Origin of the sequence: Rathayibacter sp. PhB151 (genome assembly GCF_004366415.1) — a bacterium.
In the GTDB taxonomy this organism is placed as follows: Bacteria; Actinomycetota; Actinomycetes; order Actinomycetales; family Microbacteriaceae; genus Rathayibacter; species Rathayibacter festucae.
In genome coordinates, this window is the sequence record NZ_SOEN01000014.1 from 33858 (window position 1) to 56227 (window position 22370).

The window sequence follows — 22370 nt, forward strand, 5'->3', positions numbered from 1 at the left end:
TACGCGCCGCTCCGGCCGCCTCTCGGCGACCGGGCGGCACGGTGGCTCAGCGGAAGCGGACGCTCGAGCCGGGCTTGCGCACCGTCTCGCGGACGACGCGCTGGACCAGTGCGCCGGAGTAGCCCCGTCGCGCGAGGAACCCGGAGAGGCGGCGCTCAGCGACCTCGTCGGAGAGCGACCGCAGGCTCGGCAGGCGCTTGCGCGCGAGCTCCATCGCCGTGCGGTACTCGTCGTCGCCGTCGAGCTCGTCGAGCGCCGTCGCGATCGCGTCCGGATCGAGCTTGCGGGCGCGCAGCTCCTGCATGATCGACGAGCGCCCGAGCTTCTTGCGCTCGCGCAGCTGGATGACCAGCGACTCCGCCATCTTGTAGTCGTCGAGGTAGCCGAAGCGGGTGAAGCGCTCGAGGATGTCGATCGCGTCCTTCTCGGCGACTCCCTCGGTGTAGAGGCGCGCCTCGACCTCGGCGACCGAGAGGCTCTTGCGCGACAGGCCGCGGACGATGCGGTCGGCGATCTGCTCGGGGTCGGGCTCCTCGGGGAGATCCTCCGCGAAGGAGTCCTCCTCCGGGGAGTCGTCCTCTGCGACGTCCGCCGCGGAGTCGTCCGATCGGGACGACCGGCCCGGAGCCCTCGAGGGCGCTGCGTCCCGCCGTGCGACGTGCGCCGAGAGCTCTGCGATCGCGTCGACGGCGGGCTCGACCGCCTCGGCGGCCGCCCCGTCGTCCTTCACCCAGGGGAGGAAGGCCACGGGCCGACCCTGTGCCCCCTCCGCAGCCTTCTCCCCCACGGGCTACGCGCCCTTGCGGACGGGCGGCTTGGTCTCGCGGACCGGCTGCTTCGTCTCGATCGCGACCGGGGCGGCGTCGACCACGGCGTTCGGGTCGGCGACGACGCCGAGCTTGATCAGGATGCGCTTCTCGATCTCGGCCGCGATGTCCGGGTTGTCGATGAGGAACTGGCGCGCCTTCTCCTTGCCCTGGCCGAGCTGGTCGCCGTCGTAGGTGTACCAGGCGCCCGACTTGCGGACGATCTCGTGCTCGACACCGAAGTCGATCAGGCTGCCCTCGCGGGAGATGCCGATGCCGTAGAGGATGTCGAACTCGGCCTGCTTGAACGGCGGCGCCATCTTGTTCTTGACGACCTTGACGCGGGTGCGGTTTCCGACCGCGTCGGTGCCGTCCTTGAGGGTCTCGATGCGGCGGATGTCGAGGCGGACCGACGCGTAGAACTTCAGCGCCTTGCCGCCCGCGGTGGTCTCGGGGCTGCCGAAGAAGACGCCGATCTTCTCGCGGAGCTGGTTGATGAAGATCATCGTGGTGTTCGTGGTGTTGAGGCCACCGGTGAGCTTGCGGAGGGCCTGCGACATCAGGCGGGCCTGGAGGCCGACGTGCGAGTCGCCCATCTCGCCCTCGATCTCAGCGCGGGGCACGAGGGCCGCGACGGAGTCGATGACGATGAGATCGATGGAGCCGGAGCGCACGAGCATGTCGGCGATCTCGAGCGCCTGCTCGCCCGTGTCCGGCTGCGAGACCAGGAGCGAGTCGATGTCGACGCCGAGCTTCTTGGCGTACTCCGGGTCGAGCGCGTGCTCCGCGTCGATGAAGGCCGCGATGCCGCCGTTGCGCTGGGCGTTGGCGATCGCGTGCAGGGTCAGCGTGGTCTTTCCCGAGGACTCGGGGCCGTAGATCTCGACGATGCGGCCGCGCGGGAGTCCGCCGATCCCGAGCGCGACATCGAGCGCGATCGAGCCGGTCTGGATCACCTCGACGGGGGCGCGGTCATCGCTGCCCAGGCGCATGACGGCGCCCTTGCCGAACTGGCGGTCGATCTGGGCGAGTGCGGTCTCGAGGGACTTCTCGCGGTCTGAGGAACTGGGCATGGCCGTCTCGCTCTCGTGTCGTGGTGGTATCGCCTACAGGCTGTCGTGTCGTACCGGAACCGTTCGCGGGCGAGTGCCCCTGAATGCGGTCCCGGCCGGTTGCGACAAGGCGGTGAAGCAGTCCGTGTGACTGATGTCGACGGTAGGCCCGACCACCGACATCGGCGCCGAGCCGGACCGCTTCTGTGGAGACGGAGGCGATCCTGCTTCTGGTGAGGAGCTTAGACCCGTTCGAACAGGGATTCGATGGTGGCGCGCCAGGCGTGTCGAACACGACTTCGGGCCGCAGACCGCCGCGGGAGGCGTGCGACGTCAGTGCCGGCGCTTCGCCGGGTCGATCCCGTGCCAGCGGCCCTCGGGGACGTCGTTGGCGCGGCAGAGCGCGATCCAGACCTCTCGCGGCTCCGCGCCGTCGCGGAGGGCCTTCTGGGCCGTCCGACCGCCGAGCTCGGTGAGCACGAGGTCGGAGACGAGGACGCGCGCGTACGCGTCGCCGAACTCGTCGTCGACCAGCTGCTGGAACTCGCTCAAGCGCATGCGTCCACGGTAACAACCCGAACCGGGGTGCAAGCCCGGAGGGTGGGGCGGGTGCGTCTCCGGGTACGACGAAGGGCGCCGGAGCCGGAGCTCGGGCGCCCTTCGCGAGGTGCGGTGCGGTGGGTGGGAAGAGGACGGATCCGCTACTGCGAGACGAGGTCCGCGTCGAATCCGGCGACCATGTCGGCCGGGATGGTGTCGGGGATCGTGTCGATCCCCTCGATGACCGCGAGACGGTCGCCGACCTCGCGCATGATCACCGAGATCGGGGTGTCGAGCGCATCGGCCACCGAGGCGAGGATCTCGGACGACGCCTCCTTCTGACCGCGCTCGACCTCGCTGAGGTAGCCGAGAGCGACACTCGCCTTGCTCGCCACCTGGCGCAGGGTGCGACCTTTCTGCAGGCGAAAGTCCCTGAGGACATCGCCGATCTCCTGACGAACTAGAACCACTGGACCCTCCTTCTCCACGTCAACCGCTTCTCGCGCACCGCTTCGAGGAATGCCGGAGCATCGGATTCGAAGGGGATGTGTACGAGAGAGCCGGATAGCTGTTCACTACCCGGCTCGTGTGAGTCGACTCTAATACCGGATGACTGGACTTTGCGTGTGAGCGACGTCAGATGTAACCCGGCCGAAACCCTGCGCATTCCACGATTCCGAGGCGGTTCGGGGACTCTCGAACGTCACACGGCCGAGGCCGCGACCTCGCCGGCCAGATCGAGTGCCGCGGCGACGGACGCGGCGCGGATCTCGGGCCGCCCGCCGTCGAAGCGGTGCTCGCGCACGAGCTCGGCCTCGCCCAGGACCGCCGCGACGAACACGGTGCCGACGGCCGCTCCGCCCTGCGGCTCCGGGCCCGCCACCCCCGTCGTCGCGACGCCGACGGTCCTCGCGCCGGCCTCGCCGAGCTGCCGGGCGACGCCGCGCGCCATCTGCACGGCGACCACGGGGTGGACGGGTCCCTCCTGCGCCAGGAGCGCCGCGTCGACCCCGAGCAGGCGGTGCTTCAGATCAGTGGCGTAGGACACCACTCCCCCGCGGTAGACGGCGGAGGCGCCGGGCACCTCGACCAGGGCGGAGCTCAGCGCGCCGCCCGTCAGGGACTCCGCGACCGCCAGCGCGAGACCGCGCTCCGCGAGTGCCCGCAGGAGCTCCTCGGCGCTCATCGGCGCCCGCGGGCCGCGCGACTCTGGCGCGCCGCGTCGGCGAGGTAGTCGATGCCGGTCACGACGGTGAGGACGACCGCGGCTGTCATCGTGATGCCGTTCAGCCAGTGCACCCACTCGCCGAGGAAGGTCCAGAGCGGCAGGAGCGCGAGCGAGATCGCGACGGACTGCACGATCGTCTTCAGCTTGCCGCCGCGAGAGGCGGGGATCACCCGGTCCGAGAGGACGGCCATCCGGAAGACGGTGATGCCGATCTCGCGGACCAGGATGACGATCGTGACCCACCAGGGCAGCTCGGCGAGTATCGAGAGGCCGACCAGCGCGGCACCGGTGAGCACCTTGTCCGCGATCGGGTCGAGCAGCTTGCCGAGGTCGGTGACCAGCCCGCGGCTGCGCGCGATGTGGCCGTCGATGCCGTCGGTCGCGATCGCGACGATGAAGAGCAGCGCGGCCGCGATGCGCACGCCGCCGTCCTCGCCGCCGTCGGCCAGGAGCAGCCAGAAGAACACCGGAGCGAGCAGGATGCGCACCACGGTGATCGCGTTCGGCAGGTTCCAGTTGCTCGGGGCGGCGTCGGCGTGCGCGGTGGGGCTGGTCATCGGTCTGAGCCGTTCCTCGTGATCGGTCGAATCGGCGGCGTGGTCGGCGTGGTCATCGCTCAGTCGCGCCCCGTGAGCGCCCAGGCGTCGTCGTCGGAGCCCTCGTCGTCGTCGTGGTAGTCGGTCGCGACCGGGCCCGAGGGCTCCGCCAGCGGATCGGCGTAGGCGTCGGGTGCGGTCGGCGACGGCGCGGCGGAGTGCTCGCCGGGCTCCTCGCCGCGCATCCGCGAGAGGACACCCGGCAGCTGCTCGGCGGTCACCAGCACGTCGCGCGCCTTCGACCCCTCGGAGGGGCCGACGACCTCGCGGGACTCGAGCAGGTCCATCAGGCGGCCCGCCTTCGCGAAGCCGACGCGGAGCTTGCGCTGCAGCATCGAGGTCGAGCCGAACTGCGTGCTGACCACGAGCTCGGCCGCAGCCATCAGCAGCTCGAGGTCGTCGCCGATGTCGGAGTCGATCTCCTTGCGCTGCGCCTGGACCGTGATGTCCTGGCGGTACTCGGGCTGGGCCTGCCGGGTGACGTGCTCGACGACCTTGGCGATCTCCTCCTCGCGGACCCAGGCACCCTGGACGCGCATCGGCTTGTTCGTGCCCATCGGCAGGAACAGCCCGTCGCCCTGGCCGATGAGCTTGTCGGCGCCCGGCTGGTCGAGGATGACCCGCGAGTCGGTGACGCTCGTCACGGCGAAGGCCAGGCGGCTGGGCACGTTGGCCTTGATCAGGCCGGTGACGACGTCGACGCTCGGCCGCTGGGTGGCGAGCACGAGGTGGATGCCGGAGGCCCGGGCGAGCTGGGTGATGCGGACGATCGAGTCCTCGACGTCGCGCGGGGCGACCATCATCAGGTCGGCGAGCTCGTCGACGACCACCAGGAGGTAGGGGTAGGGCCGGAGGACGCGGTTGCTGCCCGCGGGGAGCTTGATCTCGCCGCTGCGCACCGCCGCGTTGAAGTCGTCGATGTGCCGGTAGCCGAACGACGCGAGGTCGTCGTACCGCATGTCCATCTCCTTCACGACCCACTGGAGTGCCTCCGCGGCCTTCTTGGGGTTCGTGATGATGGGCGTGATCAGGTGCGGGACGCCGCCGTAGATCGTGAGCTCGACGCGCTTGGGGTCGATCAGCACCATCCGGACGTCCTGCGGGCTCGCCCGCATCAGCAGGCTCGTGATCATCGAGTTCACGAAGCTGGACTTGCCGGAGCCGGTCGAGCCGGCGACCAGGAGGTGCGGCATCTTGGCGAGATTGGCCACCACGTAGCCGCCCTCGACGTCCTTGCCGACGCCGATCGTCATCGGGTGGGTCGACGTCGTCGACGCGGCGGAGCGCAGGACGTCGCCGAGCGAGACGATCTCGCGGTCGCTGTTCGGGATCTCGACGCCGATCGCGCTCTTGCCCGGGATCGGCGAGAGGATCCGCACCTCGTTGCTGGCGACCGCGTAGGAGAGGTTCTTGCTCAGCGCCGTGACGCGCTCGACCTTGACGCCCGGGCCGAGCTCGATCTCGTAGCGGGTGACCGTCGGACCGCGGGAGAAGCCGGTGACCGTCGCGTCGACGTTGAACTGCTGGAGCACCTCGGTGAGCGCGCGGACCATCTCGTCGTTCGCCGCCGAGCGCGCCTTCGACGGCGTACCGGTGGAGAGGGCGGAGGCGGACGGCAGGCGGTAGGGGGTCTCCTCCTCGAACGAGGAGTCGAAGTCGGCGGTGGGGTCGGCGACGACAGGGGCGATCGGACCGGTCTCGATCATCGGCGGCAGCGGGACGGCGGGGGCGACGTCGAGGTCGTCGAGCGCGATCACGCCCGTCGCGTCGTCGTCCACCACGCCCAGCGGGATGCGGGTGGTCGCGCTCTGATCGTGGCGGGCCAGGGCGGCCTCGGCCGACTCGGCCTCGGAGATCACCTCGGTGGCGTAGGAGCGGGTGGGCGGGTCGGCCGGCTCGTCCCGCTCGGCGGACGCCGGCTCCTCGAGCGCGGTGTCGAAGCCCTTCGCGCGGCCGCGGCCCTTGCGGCCCTTCGGCGCCTCGTCCTCGTCGCCGAGCGCGTCGATCGGCAGCTCGGCCTGGACCGTCGGCTCGTCCTCGCGACCGGAGTCGGTGCGGCGCCACCAGGGCAGCTCGCCGCCCTCCTCCTGCTCGTCGTCGGCCTTCTCGCTCTCGGCCTTCGCAGCCGCCTTGCTCGCGGCCCTCTCCGCCTTGAGGCGCGCGCGCTCCTCGTCGTCGAGGACGGGAGCGCCGAAGAGGTAGCCGTAGAGCTCGCGCGAGCGGGCGGCGATCCGGTTCGGCGGGGTCTTGGTGATGATGAAGAGGGAGAGCAGGACGACCAGGGAGAGGAGCACCGTGGCGCCCGGCACGGTCGCGATCGCCACGAGCGGCGCACCGACGAGCCAGCCGAGGACACCGCCGGCGGCGGCCATCTGCTCGATGCCCGAGCCCGGCTGCGGCGCGCCGAGGTGCGCGTGGCAGAGACCGGCGGAGGAGATCAGCAGGACGGCGAGGCCGACGCCGATGCGGCCGTTGTCGTCGACCGAGCGCGGGTGGCGGAACAGCCAGAGCGAGAAGAGCAGCAGCACCACGGGGAGGACGTAGGCGACGCGGCCGAACAGGCCGCCGAAGCTCCAGGCGTCCAGCACGAGGGCGACCGGGTCGGTCGCGAGGAACCACTCCACCACCGCGCCAGCGACGGCGAGCAGCAGGAGCAGGAAGGGGACGCCGTCGCGGCGCTCCTCCTTCGCCAGGCGCTCCGGACCGAGCGCGCGGGCGGCACCGCCGGCCAGGTGCGCCAGCGCCATCCAGACGGTGACGAGCGGATTCGTGCGCGGGGTCGAGCTGAACGCGACCGTGCTCTTCTCGGACGATCCCCGCCCGGAGCCGCGGCCGGAGCGCGGAGTGCTCGAGCGCGCGGGGGCGCTCGCCTTCGCGCGGGAGGTCGTCTTCGGAGTCGTCGCCATAGGGCCACCGTACCCGCCGCCTCCGTCATCGCCGCGGACCCGCGCCGGAGGGCGGCGGCCGCGCGGCGCCCGCACCGCGCCCGCACCGCGCCCGCACCGCGCCTGCTCAGCGCAGCGTCGCGACCATCGTCTCCGCGTCGCCGCGGTCGGCCACCGCGCTGAAGCCCTCGCTGCGGTAGAGCCGGCGCGCGAAGTTGTCCGTCGACACGTTGAGCGAGATGCGCGCGTACCCGGCGGCGCGCGCCTGGTCCAGGGCGGCCCTCAGCAGCCCGCGGCCGATGCCCTGCGCGCGCCAGACCGGGCGCACGCCGAGGGTCAGCTCGGGTACGCCCGCGGCGACGAAGCCGCGGCCGGGTGCGGCGGCGCTGAAGAGCCGGAACCAGCAGGCGCCGATCCGCTCGCCGTCGACGGTCTCGGCGACCGAGCCGAGATCGCCGGGGCGGGGCCAGCCGGCGACGTAGCGGCGGGTCGACTCCTCCTCGAGGACGTCGATGCGGGTGCGGGCCGACGTCCAGTTCCAGTTCGCGGCGTCGACGAGCATGTCGGCGAGGAAGGGGGCGTCCTCGCGGCGGGCGGGGCGGATCGAGTGGTCCATGCGCGGTCTCCGTGGGGGATCGGGTCTGGCATGAGGTGCGGACGGGTGCCCGGGGCGGGGACGGTACGGGAGCGGGTCGGAGCGTCGGGGGCACTCCGTCCGGGGGTCAGGCCTCGATGACCAGGGGGACGATCATCGGGCGGCGGCGGTAGGTGGTGTTCACCCAGCGGCCGACGACGCGGCGGATGCTCTGCGAGAGCGCGTGCTGGTCGCTGACTCCGCTCTGCACCGCCTCCTCGAGGGCCTTCGCGATGCGCGGCTTCACCTCGTCGAAGACGCTGTCGTCCTCCGCGAAGCCCTTGGCGTGGATCTCGGGACCGACCACGATCCGGCCGGTACCCGCCTCCACGACCACGATGATCGAGATGAAGCCCTCCTCGCTGAGGATGCGGCGGTCCTTGAGGTCGGCGTCGGTGATCTCGCCGACGGACGAGCCGTCGACGTAGACGAAGCCGAGGTCGAGCTGGCCGGCCACGGTCACGACGCCGTCGCGGAGGTCGAGCACCGTACCGTCCTCGGCGATGATCGTGTTCTCCTCCGCGATGCCGGTGGCCTGCGCGAGCTTCGCGTTCGCGACGAGGTGGCGGTACTCGCCGTGCACCGGCAGGACGTTGAGCGGCTTGAGGATGTTGTAGCAGTAGATCAGCTCGCCGGCGGCGGCGTGGCCCGAGACGTGCACCTTCGCGTTGCCCTTGTGCACGACGGTGGCGCCGAGCCTGGTCAGGCCGTTGATCACGCGGTAGACGGCGTTCTCGTTGCCGGGGATGAGGCTCGACGCGAGGATGACCGTGTCGCCCTCGCCGGGCTGGATCTGGTGGTCGAGGTTCGCCATCCGGCTGAGCACCGCCATCGGCTCGCCCTGGGAGCCGGTGGACATGTAGACGATCTCGTCCTCGGGGATGTCGCCGGCCTTCTTGACGTCGATCAGCACGCCTTCCGGCACCTTGAGGTACCCCAGGGTGGCCGCGATGCCCATGTTGCGCACCATCGAGCGACCGAGCAGCGCCACGCGGCGGCCGTTGGCGTGCGCGGCGTCGAGCACCTGCTGCACGCGGTGCACATGGCTGGAGAAGCTCGCCACGATGACCCGGCGGGTCGCCTTCGCGATCACGCTCTCGATGACCGGGCCGATGTCGCGCTCGTTCGGCGTGAAGCCGGGCACGTCGGCGTTGGTCGAGTCGACCATGAACAGGTCGATGCCCTCCTCGCCGAGGCGGGCGAAGGCGCGGAGATCGGTGATGCGCCCGTCGAGCGGGAGCTGGTCCATCTTGAAGTCGCCGGTGTGCAGCACGGAGCCCGCGTCGGTGATGATCGCGACGGCGAGCGCGTCCGGGATGGAGTGGTTGACCGCCACGAACTCGAGCTCGAAGGGACCGAGGTTCTCGACGTCGCCCTCCTTCACCGTCAGCGTGTAGGGCTTGATCCGGTGCTCCTTCAGCTTCGCCTCGACCAGCGCGAGCGTCAGGGTCGAGCCGATCAGCGGGATGTCCCGCTTGAGCTTGAGGAGGTAGGGGACGGCACCGATGTGGTCCTCGTGACCGTGGGTCAGCACGACGCCGACGATGTCCTCGAGGCGGTCCTTGATCGGGGTGAAGTCGGGCAGGATCAGATCCACGCCCGGCTGGTTCTCCTCCGGGAAAAGCACGCCGCAGTCGACCACGAGGATCTTGCCGTCGATCTCGAAGACCGTCATGTTGCGGCCGATCTCGCCGAGGCCGCCGAGCGGGATGATCCGCAGCGTGCCCGCCTCGAGCGCGGCAGGAGTGATCACGGGACTGGGCATGCGCCCTCCTCTTCCTCGGTCGGGAGTCGTCCGTGCCGCTCGTGCGGCGTCAGCGTGTGGTGCCGGCGACCTTCGGCAGCGCGCCGCCCGCGGCGGCGTTGCGGTCGGGCCGGAAGTTGCGGAAGTCGACGCCGGGGATGTCGCGGACGAGGCCGAGCTCGTCCTCGATCAGGGCGGCCTCCGACTCCTCGGGGCCGACCAGCGGCAGGCGCACGCGGGGCGAGGAGATGCGGCCGAGGCCGTGCAGGATGTACTTCGCCGCGACGGTGCCGGGGACGTGGGTCATCACGGCGCGCACGAGCGGCTCGAGCTGCTGGTGCGCGAGGGTGGCGGCCCTGAGGTCGCCGGAGTTCACGGCGTCGACGATGGTGCGGTAGGGCGAGGCGGCGATGTTGGCGGTGACGCCGATCAGGCCGGTGGCGCCGATGGCCAGCTCGGGCAGGACGTTGGCGTCGTCGCCGCAGAAGTACATCAGGTCGGTCTGGTTGAGGACGCGGCTGACCTCGGAGAGATCGCCCTTGGCGTCCTTCACGGCGAGGATGTTGGGGTGCTTGGCCGCGCGGAGGATCGTCTCGTAGCGGATGGGCACGCCGGTGCGGCCGGGGATGTCGTAGAGGATGACCGGGAGGTCGGTCGCGTCGGCGATCATCCGGAAGTGCGTGAGGATGCCGGCCTGGGTGGGCTTGTTGTAGTACGGCGTGACGATCATGTTGCCGTCGGCGCCGGCCTTCTCGCTCTGGCGGGCGAGCTGCATCGCGTGCGCGGTCTCGTTCGAGCCGCCGCCGGTGATGATCTTCGCGCGTCCCGCGGCGACGGACTTGCCGACCTCGACGAGCCGGATCTTCTCCGGGTCGGTGAGGGTGCTGGTCTCGCCGGTGGTGCCGGTGACGACGATGCCGTCGGCGCCCTTCGCGATGCAGTCGTCGATGTGCTTCTCGACGCCGGGCCAGTCGACCTCGCCGTCGGCGGTGAACGGGGTGACCAGGGCGACCAGGACCTGGCCGAAAGGATTCTCCGGAGTTGACACGAGCCCAGGGTAACGGGTCGGCGGCCGCGGGCTCGTGGCGTTCTGATCCGCGGGTGCCGGCCGGGTCTGCGGGCTCTCGTTCGATCTGCAGGAGTCGCCGAGCCGAACGGGCATTCAGCCGCGCCAGAGACCTCGACGGCGCTCGAACACCTGCAGATCGAACGGGTCCCCGCCGTGCGCCGACGGAGGGAGTCAGCTGCGGACGTGATCTCCGCGGGAGAGGGCGGCGAGGATGTCGGCCTCCACGAGCGGCCAGTCGTCGAGGACGAGGGAGGTGCGGTAGTGGCGGACGCGGTAGCCGAGCAGGCCGAGCTCGACATCGCGCCGGTTGTCGTGCTCGGGATCGTGGAACGCAGCACCGTCCACCTCGAGGGCGAGCACCTCCCCGAGCAGGAAGTCGATGCGCCGGCGGCCGATGCGCACCTGCTGGCGGAAGGCGATCCCGAGAGTCCGCAGCCGGAAGGCGACCATCGACTCCAGCCCGCTCTCGGAGGACGAACCGGCCCAGCTGAGGAGCCGCCGGTGGGGAGTCGGCAGCCGCGCGAGGAGCCGCGCTCGACCTGCGGAGTCGAGGAGCCGCCGGTGCAGCGCCGATTCCAGAAGGACGAAGGCGAACTCGGCGCCCTGGCAGGCCGCCGCCTCGACGACGCAGTCCTCGAGCCCCTGGACCAGCGCGGAGGGTCGCGGTGCCTCCTTCGACCAGTGGACGACGACGTCGGGATCGTGGGCGAGCGGGACGGTGTGACGGTCCGGATCGCGGAGTCGTGAGGTGTGCGCACCGACGGCGACGTGCAGGCCGCGGAAGCGCGGGACCCACAGCCCGTGCGCGACGGCGGCGTTCGCGCAGGCGAGGACCCCGCCGACGCGGAAGGCGCGCTCGATTCCGGTGTCGACTCCGGGAAGGGCGTACCAGCCCTTCCGGACGCGGAGGAGCGCTCCGGTCTTCACCGCCTCGCGGAGCTCGCGTGCGGAGGAGCCCTCTCGGAGGACCTGCTCGGTCTTCACCAGGCCTCCGGCACGGAGGACGGAGCCGGAGGACGCGCGCACAGGGAGAGCGTGGCCGCGCAGGAAGGGCGCGCGGGCGGCGCGGGCTCCGATCGGTGGACAATTTGCCGCCACGGCTCCTGTGGAGGGGGACGCTTCCGCGGGGAGTGGTGCGATGTGCAGGCGATCCCGGCCCGCCCGGGCCTACTCGCGCGGCTCGAGGCGGCTTCGTCCTCGGATCGCCTGCAGATCGGACAGGCACCTGCAGATCGGACAGGCACCTGCACAGCGGAGAGGCACCTGCAGAGCGGACGGGCGCAGGGAGTGCGGGCAGGGACGCTGCTAGGGGGCGACGCGGCCGTTCGCGGTGAAGGCGGCGGCGGTGAGGGGCATGAGCTGCTCGAAGTGCTGCTCCATCTGCTCGGCGGCCATCTCGATCTCGCGCTGCGGGAACGAGGGGAACGTCGAGTCCTCGCGCTTGGTGCGGAGGGAGAGGAAGTTCATCAGCGAGCGGGCGTTCAGCGTCACGTACATCGAGGAGTAGATGTTGAGCGGCAGGACGATGCGGGCGACCTCGCGGGCGACGCCCTCCTGGAGCATCCGCTGGTACGCCTCGAAGGCCTGGGTGCTGGCGCGGCGGGTCTCGGCGACCACGAGCTCCGTCTGCTCGGGGGTGCCGGGCTCGAAGGAGTAGGCGCCGGGCTTGCCGACCTGGACGAGGTTGCGCTGCGGGCCGGGCACGTAGAAGACGGGGCGGAGCTCGCGGTAGCGGCCCGACTCCTCGTTGTAGGAGGCGATGCGGTGCCGCATGAACTCGCGGAAGACGAAGATCGGCGCCTGCACGTAGAAGGTCATCGAGTTGTGCTCGAAGGGCGAGCCGTGGCGGTCGCGCATCAGATAGTTGATCAGGCCGCGGTCGCGCTTGCCCTGCAGCTCGCTGTCGGCCGACTCCTCGTCGAGGGCGCCGGCGAGGGTCTTCTCGCCCTGCGTCGAGACGCGGGCGGCGAAGAGCACGTCGGAGTCGTGGGCACTGGAGCGGACGAGCTCGACCACGACATCGGAGCGGAAAACGGGGCTGTCGGGTTCGCTCTGCTCGGTCACGGCTTCGACGATAGAGCACGGTCCGTCGACGCAGAGCGCAATGAACGGGCGTGCAGGGACGCCGGCGCCTACCGTGATCGCGTGGACCCTCCCCAGATCGCGGCCGCACTGCTGGGCCTCGTCGCGCTCGGAACCGCCCTCGGGCTGCTCCGGCGGCGCGCGGCCGGGCGTGTCCGCGCGCGGCCCGCCGCTTCCGCCGAGCGCATCGATCCGACCGCGCTGGTCGACGGCGCGGTCCTCGGCCCGCGAGCGACGATCGTGCAGTTCTCCACCGAGTACTGCGCCCGCTGCCCGGCGGTGCACCGGATGCTCGCCGACGTGTCCGCCGGTCGCGACGGCGTCGTGCACCTCGACGTCGACCTGACCCGCCGGGCGGACCTGGCCGACCGCTTCCGCATCCTGCAGACCCCGACCCTGCTCGTGCTCGACGCCGACGGCGTGGCCCGCAGCCGCATCGCCGGCGCTCCGGCGCGGGCCGTCGTCCTCGCCGAGCTCGACCGACTGGAGACAGCATGACCACCGCCCCGCCCGCCGGCTCCGTCGATCCGCGTGGACCGCGCTTCGCCGCCTCCGTCACCGCCGTGCTGCTGCTCGCGACCGTGGGGCTCGGGCTCGCGGCGCCGGTGCCGGCGGACTCCGTCACCCGGCTCGTCCAGCCCGGCTTCCTGCTGCTGGCGGTCCTCGCGGCGCTGTTCGCCTGGTCGGCCTCCCGCGGTGTCGGCTCGGGGCCCTGGGCGGTCGTGTTCCGCCGGCTGATCCGGCCCCGCCTCGCTCCGCCGACGGAGTGGGAGGACGCCCGCCCGCCGCGCTTCGCCCAGCTGGTCGGGCTGGTCGTCACCGCCGCGGGAGTCGTCCTGCACCTCGCCGGAGTGCCGGGCGCGGTGCCCGTGGCCGCCGCGATCGCCTTCCTCGCCGCCTTCCTCAACGCGGCGTTCGGCCTCTGCCTGGGCTGCGAGCTCTACCTGCTCCTGGTGCGCGCGGGGGTCCTCGGCCGCACGGCCGGCTCCCGGGCCTGAGGCCCTAGGCTGAATCCCGCTTCGCGGGCGGCCCGCGACGGGCCTCGGGAGGCACCATGAGCGAATCGACCGCACGGCACTCGGACCAGGACGGGACCGGCGGCGCCGGCGACTCCCCCCGGCGCTCGACCCGCACGGCGGCACCGCGGCCGGCCGTGCCGCCCGGCGAGGCGCCGGACACGGCGACCCGCGCACAGGAGGAGCCCGCGGCTCCGAAGCGGCTGCGGGTCCTGATCTCCGGGGCGAGCGGCATGATCGGCTCGGAGCTGGTGCGCCAGCTCCGCTCGGACGGGCACGAGATCTTCCGCCTGGTCCGCCACGCCCCGACCAGCCCGGACGAGTTCCACTGGGCGCCCGCTTCGCACATGCTCGACTTCAGCGTGCTCGACCGCGTCGACGCCGTGATCAACCTCTCGGGCGCCTCGATCAGCCGCCTCCCGTGGACCTCCTCGTACAAGCGCGAGATCCTCGACTCGCGAGTGCAGGCCACGCAGACCATCACCGACGCGATGCGGATGGCGTCCACTCCCCCGTCGATCCTGCTCAACGCCTCGGCCGTCGGCTACTACGGCGACCGGCCGGGCGAGGAGCTGACCGAGGAGTCCCCCCGCGGCGAGGGCTTCCTCGCCGACGTGGTCGAGCGCTGGGAGCAGGCGGCGCTGCTCGCTCCCGAGACCGCGCGCGTCGTGACGGTGCGCACCGGGCTCGTGCTCGGGAACGGCGGTGCGCTGAAGCCGCTGCTGCCGCTGACGAAGCTGGGACTGAGCGGCCCGCTGGGCGGCGGACAGCAGTACTGGCCGTGGATCAGCCACTACGACGAGGCCGCCGCGATCCGGCACCTGCTGACCTCGTCGCTGTCCGGCCCGGTCAACCTCGCGGGGCCCGAGGCCGCGACGGCGAACGAGGTCATGAGCACCCTGGCCGAGCTCCTGCACCGGCCGTTCAAGCTGCCGGTGCCGGAGAAGATCATCGAGCTCGCACTGCGCGACGCGGGGCACGAGCTGCTGCTCTCGAGCCAGCGGCTGGTGCCGCAGCGGCTGCTCGACGACGGCTTCGTCTTCCGTCACCGCACGGTGGCCGAGGCGCTGCAGGCGGTGCTGGCGGACTGAGCGCCGCCGATCAGGCGGGCCGCTCGCGCTCCAGGGCGATCGAGCGGCGGATCGCCCCGCGGGCGCGCTTGCGGTCGCCGCTCGCGTCGTAGGCGAGGCCGAGCCGGTACCAGGCGCGCCAGCTCCCGGGGTCCTCGTCGACGTCGGCCGCGTAGCGCGGGAAGAGCGCGTCGGCCTCGGTCCGGTCGAGTCGGCCGGTCGCGCTAGATTCGAGGACCTCGGAGGGCAGGGCGTCCTCGGACTCGAGACGCCGGGCCAGCTTCTCGGCGCGGACGCCGAAGGAGATCTCGCGCACGAGCCCCCAGACGCCGACCCCGCCGAGGACGAGCAGGCCGACGCCCATCACGATGCCCGGCACCGTCCCGGCGGCGAAGGCGACGTACGAGTACTGCAGGCAGACGAAGAGGTAGAGCGCGAGGAGGACGGCCATCAGGCCGACGCCGATGCGGGTCGTCACGGGGCGCTCGTGGCGGCCGCGGCCTGGCCGGAGGGCGGGTCGTCACTGATCGCCGGCTCGTCGCGGACCTGCTCGGCCAGGGGTGCGGCGTCGAAGGCGGCGCGGAGGTCGATCAGCGCGTCGAGGCCGACGACCACGCCGGTGGTGCTGCGGACGGCGTCGAGGGCGCGGAGGATGCCGGCCTCGTAGGACGCGGAGGACGTGGTGTCGTGGCGGATCGTGACCGTCTCGCCGGTGCCGCCGAAGACCACCTCCTGGCGCGCCTCGACCCCGGGCAGGCGCAGGCTGTGCACCGGGATGCTCGCCACCTGCTGGCCTCGGGCGCGCTGGTCGGTGTGCGGCGCCTGGACGGGCCCCAGCTCGGCGCGCGCGCGGAGCAGCAGCTCGGCGGTCCGCACGGCGGTGCCGGAGGGCGAGTCGACCTTGCGGGCGCCGTGGGTCTCGACGATCTCGACCGCGTCGAAGAAGCGCGCCGCGACGGTGGACAGCGCGGTCGCGAGCACGGAGCCGAGCGAGAAGTTGGGGATGATCACGACGCCGGCGCCGGGCTGCGCGTCGACGCTGCGGCGGAGCGCCGCGATCCGGTCGCCGGTCCAGCCGGAGGTGCCGACGAGCACCTTCCTGCCGTTCGCGACGGCGAGGTCGACGATCTGCTGGCTGACGGCGGGGAGCGTCATGTCCACGACGACGTCCGCCGCGAGCATCTCGCGCGGGTCGCTGCGCGAGCCGAGCCGGGCAACGAGGTCGAACTCCTCCGATGCCTCGAGGAGCGAGCAGGTGAGGGAGCCGAGTTTGCCGGTTGCACCGACGACGGCGACGGAGGTGGTCACCGTGCCAGCCTAACGACCGCGGCTGACGCGGGGCTGCTGGTGGCGGTGGATCTCGATACGCCCGCTGCGCGGGCTACTCGATCAGCATGCAGAGCGACCCCTGCTGGTCGAGTAGTCCCGGAGGGGCCTCTTCCCCTGCTGGTCGAGTAGCCCCGGAGGGGCGTATCGAGACCGACGTCCTTGGGGGCGAGCAGCGCAGCTTCCTCGCCGCAGTCGCAGGGGTCAGTAGGACTGGGCCTCGGGGAGGCCGGTGCGCAGCTCGACGGGGAGGTGGGCGAGGTCGTTGTGGACGACGAGGACCGGGGGCTTGCGGGAGCGGACGCGGATGATCGTCAGGCCGCAGTTCGCCTGGTTCACGCCGAGCCAGCGCCAGTCCGGGGCGTCGAACACGTGCCGGACGAACCAGCCGATGACGAAGTTGTGCGTGATGAGCAGGTCGTGGCGGTCCTCGCGGGACGGGGCGAGGAACTCGGCCACGGCGTCCTGCATCTGCGCGTGCCCGGCGTCGATCTCGGCCGGGGTGACGCTGCCGAAGAAGGGCTCGAAGGCGCGCGGCATGTCCGGGGTCGGGCCGGAGGGGATGCAGTCGAACAGCAGCGAGGACGGCTCGATCGACAGCCCCGGCAGGACCGCCTGGAAGCGTGCGGCGGTCTCCTCCGCCCGGCGCAGCGGCGAGTGCCACGCCCCGGTGAAGGGGACGCCGCCGAGCCGCTCGGCGATGAGCCGGGCCTGGCGCTCGCCGCGGGCCGACAGGGGCCCGTCGGGCATGCCGTGCTCGGCGTCCTGCTGCTCGCCGTGGCGGACGAGGTAGATGTAGTGGGACACGGAGGTCCTCCCTGGTGCGGCGCGACGGTGCGCGGTCAGCGGGTGTTCTCGGAGCGGGTCAGGCCGCGGGAGTGGTCTCGATCTCGGCGATGCCGGCGAAGGTCGACTCGTCGACCGCTCCGACGGCCGAGATCGACGACGGCCCCCGGGCCAAGTCTGCCGCGAGTGCCTGGACGTCCTCCGCGCCGACGAGGGCGAGTCGGCGCAGGCTCTCGTCGAGGTCGACGAACTCGCCGAAGGTCAGCTCGGACCGGCCGAGCCGCGACATCCGGGTGTCCGAGTCCTCCAGGGCGAGCGCTGCCGCGCCGGACAGCTGGCCGCGGGCGCGGGCGAGCTCCTCGGCGGTGACGCCGTGCTCGGCCAGGCGGGTGAACTCGGCCAGCAGCAGCTCGGCGACGGTGCCCGCCTTCGACGGCGTGCAGGCCGCGTAGAGGCCGAAGAGCCCCGCGTCGGAGTAGGACGGGGCGAACGAGTAGACGGAGTAGGCCAGGCCGCGCTTCTCGCGCACCTCCTGGAAGAGGCGCGAGGACATGCCGCCGCCAAGGATCGAGTTCAGCACGCCCATCGTCATCCGCCGGTCGTCCGCGGCGGCCAGGCCGGGGAAGCCGATCAGCAGGTTCGCCTGCTCGGTCGGGCGGTGCGTGATCGAGAGGGGGGTGCCGCGGGTGAAGACGGCCGAGCCGCCGACCCGGCGCTCGACCGGCGCGGCCGGGGTGCTGAGGTCCCAGCCGTCGGCGGCGAGGACGCGCTCGAGCTGGGCGACGAGCACCTCGTGGTCGACCGCTCCTGCGACCGTGACGACGAGGTCGCGCGGGCGGTAGGCGGCGCGGTAGTGCGCCCAGACGGCGTCTCGGGTGGCCTCGCCGATGATCGCGGGGGTGCCGCCGATCGGGCGCCCGAGCGGGTGGTCGCCGAAGACGGCCTCGAAGAGCCGCTCGCTGGCGACGTCGGCCGGGTCGTCGTCGGCCATCGCGAGCTCCTCGAGGATGACGCCCCGCTCGGTCTCGAACTCGGCCGGGTCGAGCAGGCTCGACGTGACCATGTCGCCGATGACCTCGACCGCCATCGGCAGGTCGCGGTCCTGCACCTTGGCGTAGTAGCAGGTGTACTCCTTGGCGGTCAGCGCGTTGTGCTCGCCGCCGACCGAGTCGAAGGCGACCGCGATGTCGAGCGCCGACCGGGTGCCCGTGCCCTTGAAGAGCAGGTGCTCGAGGAAGTGCGTGGAGCCGAAGTTGGACGGCACGGCGGGACGGCCGTCGACCGCGGGCAGGGCAGGCGCCTCGTCGCGCGAGCCGGCCGCGACCCAGAAGCCAATCGTCGCGCTGCGGGCCCCGGGCATCGCCTCGCTGAGGATGCGGACACCGCTCGAGAGGACGGTCCGGCGGACGAGCGAGCCGCCGGCGGCCCCGATGGTCGTCTCCGGCTGTTCGAGAGGGAGTGCGACACCGTGGTTCATCCGGCACAGCCTAGGCCACCTGCACCGGGTGATCCCTGCGCGACCCGTCAGCGGCGGGCGCGCTCCAGGGCCGCCAGGTGCCCGGCGTCGAGCTCGAGGGAGACGGCGCGCACGACGGCGTCGACGTCGGCCGGAGAGCGCGGGGCGACCGCAGCCGCGGTCACTCCCGGCCGGGAGAGCAGCCAGGCCAGTGCGACGGCGGCCGGGGTGGCCGAGAGCTCGGCGCCGATGGCGTCGAGGGCGACCAGCACGCGCCGCCCGCGCCGCCCGACGTGGGCGGCGGCGAGGACGCCGTCGGGGAGCCGGCCGAGCTGCCGGCGGCCGCGCTCGACGCCGTCGAGGAAGCCGTGCGCGAGCGGCGCCGTGCAGAGCAGCGAGAGACCCTGGCCGGCCGCGACCAGACCGAGGTCGCCGTCCGCCCGGGTGCTGTCGAGCAGGCTGTAGGGCAGTTCGACGCCGGCGAACCGCGGGTGGCCGTGGCCGGCGAGCACGCGCGCCTCGAAGAGCTCCTCGGCGGCGAACCCCGAGGCGACGGCGGTGCCGACGAGACCGCGGGCGAGCAGGACCTCGACGGCGCTGAGCAGCTGGTCGAGCCGGCCGGCACCGTCGGGGCGGACTGCGAGGACGTCGAGTCGCTCGGCTCCGAGCCGCCGCAGCGACTCCTCGACGCGGGTCACCAGGGCGCGCGGGGAGGCGACGGCGGACGGGGAGCCGCCGAAGCGGCCGAGCAGCCGGAACCGATCGCGGTCGCGGTGGCCGGCGAGCCAGGCGCCGACCCGCTCCTCCCCCGTCGCGGATCCGGCGGTGTCCGCGACGACGACGCCGTCGCCGCCCCAGGCCGCGAAGCGCTCGAGCAGCTCGGGGCCGCCGACCTCGCGCCGCGCGAGCGCTGCGGCGTCGAGGACGAGCGGGAAGAGGGCCTCGGCCGTGTCGCCGAGAGAGCGCCGGAGGGCGGCGGGGGCCACGACGGGCCCGCTGTCCGCGAGGGGCGGATGCGCCGCGGTGCCGCGCATCGTCCGAGCGCCGGAGCCGGCCTTCACCCTCGCCACTCGTCCACTCCCCCGCGGCGGTCGGGTCCGCCGAGACCGAGGGTATCCGAGCGCGGCGGGCGCCTCGCGGGGCGCCCGGGAACGCTTAACCCGATCGTTACACGGTGTTCTCCGGCGGTCTCGCGAGGGCGGCAGGCGACGGTGCGGCGACCCCGCCGGCGTCGGTGGTGGCGGCTAGATTCGGGCCATGGAGCCCCTCACCCCGACCCCCGCGACGCCCTGGTGGACGAGCGCGGTCGTCTACCAGATCTACCCCCGCTCGTTCGCCGACTCGAACGGCGACGGGTTCGGCGACCTCGGCGGCATCCGCGCGCATCTCGACCACCTCGCCGACCTCGGCGTGGACGTCGTCTGGCTGTCGCCGGTCTACCCGTCGCCGCAGCACGACAACGGCTACGACATCTCGGACTACCAGGACATCGACCCGCTGTTCGGCTCGCTCGAGGAGTTCGACCTGCTCCTCGCCGAGGCGCACGAGCGCGGCATCAAGCTGGTGATGGATCTCGTGGTGAACCACACCAGCGACGAGCACGCCTGGTTCGTGCAGTCGCGCTCGTCACATGAGGACGCGAAGCGCGACTGGTACTGGTGGCGGCAGGGGCGCGAGAACGCGCCTCGGGAGGCGCCGCTCGCGCCGGACGCCGAGCTCGAGGCCACCGCCGCCGCGAGCCTCGACGTCGCCGAGCCCAACGGCTGGCGCTCCTACTTCTCCGGCCCGGCCTGGACCCTCGATCCGGCGACCGACGAGTACTTCCTGCACCTCTTCGCGGTGCAGCAGCCCGACCTCAACTGGGAGAACCCGGAGGTCCGGCACGCGGTGCACGCGATGATGAACTGGTGGCTCGACCGCGGGGTCGACGGCTTCCGGATGGACGTCATCAACCTGGTCTCGAAGAACGTCGAGGAGATCGACGGGCCGGGCGGCGGCTCCGGGATCGTCGGCGGGGTGGGCCCCCGGCTGCACGAGTACCTCCGCGAGATGAACGAGGCGGTGTTCGCCGGGCGCGACGCCGCGCTGATGACGGTCGGCGAGATGCCGGGCGTCACGCTCGAGGAGGCGGTGCTCGTCACCGACCCGGAGCGGCGCGAGCTCGACATGGTCTTCCAGTTCGAGCACGTCGGGATCGACCACGGCGTCGACAAGTTCCACCCGGTCCCACTCGATCTCGTCGCCCTCAAGGCGAATCTCGCCCGCTGGCAGGACGGGCTGGCCGAGCGCGGCTGGAACAGCCTCTACCTCGGCAACCACGACCAGCCCCGGCTGGTGTCCCGCTTCGGCGACGACGCCACCTGGCGCTACGAGTCGGCCACGCTCTGGGCGACGCTCCTGCACCTGCAGCGCGGCACGCCGTACATCTACCAGGGCGACGAGATCGGCATGACCAACGTGCCGTTCGCCGGCATCGAGGACTTCCGCGACGTCGAGTCGCTGAACTACTACGCCGAGGCGGTCGAGGAGCGCGGCGAGGACCCGGAGCAGGTGCTCGCGGGGCTGCGCGCGCAGAGCCGCGACAACGCGCGGACGCCGGTGCAGTGGGACGGCGGACCGCAGGCCGGCTTCACCACGGGCGAGCCGTGGATCCCGGTCAACCCGAACCACGTCGAGGTGAACGTGGCGGCCGACCGCGCGGCGGAGCGCTCGGTCTTCGAGTACTACCGCGCGCTGATCGCGCTGCGGCACGAGGACGAGACGGTGCAGCTGGGCCGGTTCGCGCTGCTCGAGGCAGGGCATCCGACGCTCTTCGCGTTCACCCGCACCGGGGCGAGCGAGCTGCTCGTGGTCGGCAACGTCTCCGGTGAGCCGCTCGAGGTCGCGCTGCTCCAGGAGTGGGCCGGGGCCGAGACGGTGCTGGGCAACGTCGCGGGCGCGTCGGGGTCGACGCTCGGGCCGTGGGAGGCGCGCATCCTGCGTCGCTGACCGCCGGCCCGGCAGCGCCCCTGCTCCGACGGGGCGCTGCCGGGCCGGCCTGTGCTGCCGGCCGACCCGTGGGGGCGCCGCTCAGGCGGAGGCGCGGTCGAGCTGGGCGATCTCGCTCCGGGTGATCGGCAGCGTCGCCGCGCCGAAGATCGACGCCAGCTCCTCGGCGCCGCGGGCGCGCACGATCACGGCCGAGACCTCCTGGTGCGCGAGCACCCAGGCGAGCGCGGCGGTGCCGGGGTTGCTGCCGTGCGCCTCCGCGACCTCGTCGAGCGCCGCGAGCACCTTGTTGCCGTGCCGGCCGACGTAGTCGAGCGCGGCCTCGAACATGACCGACTCCGGCTCGTCGGAGCGGTGGCGCAGCCGGCCCGTCAGGTAGCCGCTCGCGAGCGGCAGGCGGGCGAGAGTGCCGAGGCCCTGGCGGAGCACCTCGGGGGCGACGTCCGCCTCGTAGTGCTTGCGCTCCATCAGGTTGTACTCCGCGATCACCGCGGTGAAGGCGGGCAGGCCGAGCTCGCGGGCCGCTTCCTCCGCCTCGGCGAGGGCGGCGCCGCTGAAGTGCGCCGCGCCCAGGGCGCCGACCGAGCCGTTCTCGATGAACGGGGCGACGGCGGCGAGGCTCTCGGCGATCGGGACCTCCGGATCCTCGCTGTCGAAGGAGAGCAGGTCGATCCGGGTGCCGAGGCGCTCGAGGCAGCCCTCGATCGCGATCCGCACGTCCTCGGCCGCGAGGCCAGGGGCGTCGGGGTGGCGGCCGACCTTGGTGGCGACGAGCAGCTCGTCGCGCCGGGTGGACTGCTCCAGCCAGCGGCCGATCATGTACTCGCTGCGACCGGTGGCGTAGTGGTCGGCGGTCGAGATCAGCGTCCCGCCGAGCTCGGCGAACGCGTCGAGGACCTCGGTGGTCTCGTCGATGCTCGCGGCCCAGCCGAAGACGGAGCCGTCGAGGGCGACCGGGTGCACGGGCAGACCGGTGGCTCCGAGGAGGCGGGGCGGAAGGGGCGTCTCCGGTGCGAGGGCCGGGGGCGTCGAGTCGGTCACGGGGTCCTCCGGTCGGGGCGGTGCGACGGCACGGTCCCGCCACCGTACCCC

General features: G+C 72.5%; 22 protein-coding genes. 4 read left to right on the forward strand and 18 right to left on the reverse strand.

The genetic code is table 11. The annotated features are described in order from the left end of the window. Positions 1-46: 46 nt before the first annotated feature. The 12 genes from EDF35_RS20310 to thyX all read right to left on the reverse strand — a co-directional run bounded on the left by EDF35_RS20310 (position 47) and on the right by thyX (position 12618). The gene (locus EDF35_RS20310; RefSeq protein WP_166674191.1) at positions 47-748 is read right to left on the reverse strand and encodes a regulatory protein RecX; all 702 of its coding nucleotides are present in this window, start codon (positions 746-748) and stop codon (positions 47-49) included. 42 nt (positions 749-790) lie between these two features. Next, positions 791-1879 carry a recombinase RecA gene (recA, locus tag EDF35_RS20315; protein ID WP_123444530.1) on the reverse strand — a complete coding sequence of 363 codons (1089 nt, stop codon included), beginning with the start codon at positions 1877-1879 and terminating at the stop codon, positions 791-793. Positions 1880-2191: 312 nt separating this feature from the next. Then, positions 2192-2416 carry a DUF3046 domain-containing protein gene (locus EDF35_RS20320; protein ID WP_123444531.1) on the reverse strand — a complete coding sequence of 75 codons (225 nt, stop codon included), beginning with the start codon at positions 2414-2416 and terminating at the stop codon, positions 2192-2194. A gap of 143 nt (positions 2417-2559) precedes the next feature. After that, positions 2560-2868, reverse strand: a complete 309-nt coding sequence (locus EDF35_RS20325) for a helix-turn-helix transcriptional regulator (protein WP_123704950.1) — start codon at positions 2866-2868, stop codon at positions 2560-2562. A 233-nt stretch (positions 2869-3101) separates the two neighbouring features. Beyond that, the gene (locus tag EDF35_RS20330; RefSeq protein ID WP_123704952.1) at positions 3102-3584 is read right to left on the reverse strand and encodes a CinA family protein; all 483 of its coding nucleotides are present in this window, start codon (positions 3582-3584) and stop codon (positions 3102-3104) included. After that, complete coding sequence (gene pgsA / locus EDF35_RS20335) at positions 3581-4183, reverse strand: CDP-diacylglycerol--glycerol-3-phosphate 3-phosphatidyltransferase (protein ID WP_123704954.1); 603 nt, start codon at positions 4181-4183, stop codon at positions 3581-3583. Before pgsA ends, EDF35_RS20330 begins: the two co-directional genes overlap by 4 nt. Positions 4184-4242: 59 nt before the next feature. Beyond that, the gene (locus EDF35_RS20340) at positions 4243-7128 is read right to left on the reverse strand and encodes a DNA translocase FtsK (protein ID WP_133963645.1); all 2886 of its coding nucleotides are present in this window, start codon (positions 7126-7128) and stop codon (positions 4243-4245) included. 106 nt (positions 7129-7234) lie between these two features. Continuing rightward, on the reverse strand, positions 7235-7723 hold the full coding sequence (locus EDF35_RS20345) for a GNAT family N-acetyltransferase (protein ID WP_123733943.1): 489 nt from the start codon (positions 7721-7723) through the stop codon (positions 7235-7237). Between the two features lie 106 nt (positions 7724-7829). After that, positions 7830-9506: a ribonuclease J gene (locus EDF35_RS20350; RefSeq protein WP_133963646.1), complete on the reverse strand. Its 1677-nt coding sequence runs from the start codon at positions 9504-9506 to the stop codon at positions 7830-7832. 49 nt (positions 9507-9555) lie between these two features. Then, positions 9556-10533, reverse strand: a complete 978-nt coding sequence (dapA, locus tag EDF35_RS20355; protein ID WP_123704963.1) for a 4-hydroxy-tetrahydrodipicolinate synthase — start codon at positions 10531-10533, stop codon at positions 9556-9558. 192 nt (positions 10534-10725) lie between these two features. Continuing rightward, entirely contained in the window at positions 10726-11580 is an 855-nt protein-coding gene (locus EDF35_RS20360; protein ID WP_133963647.1) for a type IV toxin-antitoxin system AbiEi family antitoxin domain-containing protein, read from the reverse strand. Between the two features lie 279 nt (positions 11581-11859). Continuing rightward, complete coding sequence (gene thyX / locus EDF35_RS20365) at positions 11860-12618, reverse strand: FAD-dependent thymidylate synthase (RefSeq protein WP_123444539.1); 759 nt, start codon at positions 12616-12618, stop codon at positions 11860-11862. Between the two features lie 81 nt (positions 12619-12699). On the opposite strand from thyX, the gene EDF35_RS20370 reads away from it, so the two are divergent. The 3 genes from EDF35_RS20370 to EDF35_RS20380 are packed head-to-tail and all read left to right on the forward strand — an operon-like array spanning position 12700 to position 14743. After that, complete coding sequence (locus EDF35_RS20370; protein WP_243840079.1) at positions 12700-13134, forward strand: thioredoxin family protein; 435 nt, start codon at positions 12700-12702, stop codon at positions 13132-13134. Continuing rightward, on the forward strand, positions 13131-13634 hold the full coding sequence (locus EDF35_RS20375) for a DUF4395 domain-containing protein (RefSeq protein WP_133963648.1): 504 nt from the start codon (positions 13131-13133) through the stop codon (positions 13632-13634). The genes EDF35_RS20370 and EDF35_RS20375 overlap by 4 nt, the downstream gene beginning before the upstream one ends. A gap of 56 nt (positions 13635-13690) precedes the next feature. After that, a complete protein-coding gene (locus EDF35_RS20380) occupies positions 13691-14743 on the forward strand; it encodes a TIGR01777 family oxidoreductase (RefSeq protein WP_133963649.1) in 1053 nt (350 codons plus the stop codon). 10 nt (positions 14744-14753) lie between these two features. Here EDF35_RS20380 and EDF35_RS20385 read toward each other — a convergent pair whose 3' ends face one another. From EDF35_RS20385 to EDF35_RS20405, 5 genes are all read right to left on the reverse strand, one after another. Continuing rightward, positions 14754-15200, reverse strand: a complete 447-nt coding sequence (locus tag EDF35_RS20385) for a hypothetical protein (RefSeq protein WP_123704973.1) — start codon at positions 15198-15200, stop codon at positions 14754-14756. Beyond that, positions 15197-16030, reverse strand: a complete 834-nt coding sequence (gene dapB / locus EDF35_RS20390; RefSeq protein ID WP_123704974.1) for a 4-hydroxy-tetrahydrodipicolinate reductase — start codon at positions 16028-16030, stop codon at positions 15197-15199. Before dapB ends, EDF35_RS20385 begins: the two co-directional genes overlap by 4 nt. Positions 16031-16252: 222 nt before the next feature. Next, complete coding sequence (locus EDF35_RS20395; RefSeq protein ID WP_123447881.1) at positions 16253-16855, reverse strand: histidine phosphatase family protein; 603 nt, start codon at positions 16853-16855, stop codon at positions 16253-16255. Positions 16856-16913: 58 nt separating this feature from the next. Then, the gene (locus EDF35_RS20400; RefSeq protein ID WP_133963650.1) at positions 16914-18311 is read right to left on the reverse strand and encodes a pitrilysin family protein; all 1398 of its coding nucleotides are present in this window, start codon (positions 18309-18311) and stop codon (positions 16914-16916) included. Positions 18312-18358: 47 nt separating this feature from the next. After that, a complete protein-coding gene (locus EDF35_RS20405) occupies positions 18359-19360 on the reverse strand; it encodes an aldo/keto reductase (RefSeq protein WP_133963651.1) in 1002 nt (333 codons plus the stop codon). A gap of 187 nt (positions 19361-19547) precedes the next feature. Between EDF35_RS20405 and EDF35_RS20410 the strand changes: the two genes are divergently transcribed. Then, positions 19548-21278 carry an alpha-glucosidase gene (locus tag EDF35_RS20410; protein WP_133963652.1) on the forward strand — a complete coding sequence of 577 codons (1731 nt, stop codon included), beginning with the start codon at positions 19548-19550 and terminating at the stop codon, positions 21276-21278. 81 nt (positions 21279-21359) lie between these two features. Here EDF35_RS20410 and EDF35_RS20415 read toward each other — a convergent pair whose 3' ends face one another. Next, the gene (locus EDF35_RS20415; protein WP_166674192.1) at positions 21360-22319 is read right to left on the reverse strand and encodes an aldo/keto reductase; all 960 of its coding nucleotides are present in this window, start codon (positions 22317-22319) and stop codon (positions 21360-21362) included. Between the last annotated feature and the right edge of the window lie 51 nt (positions 22320-22370).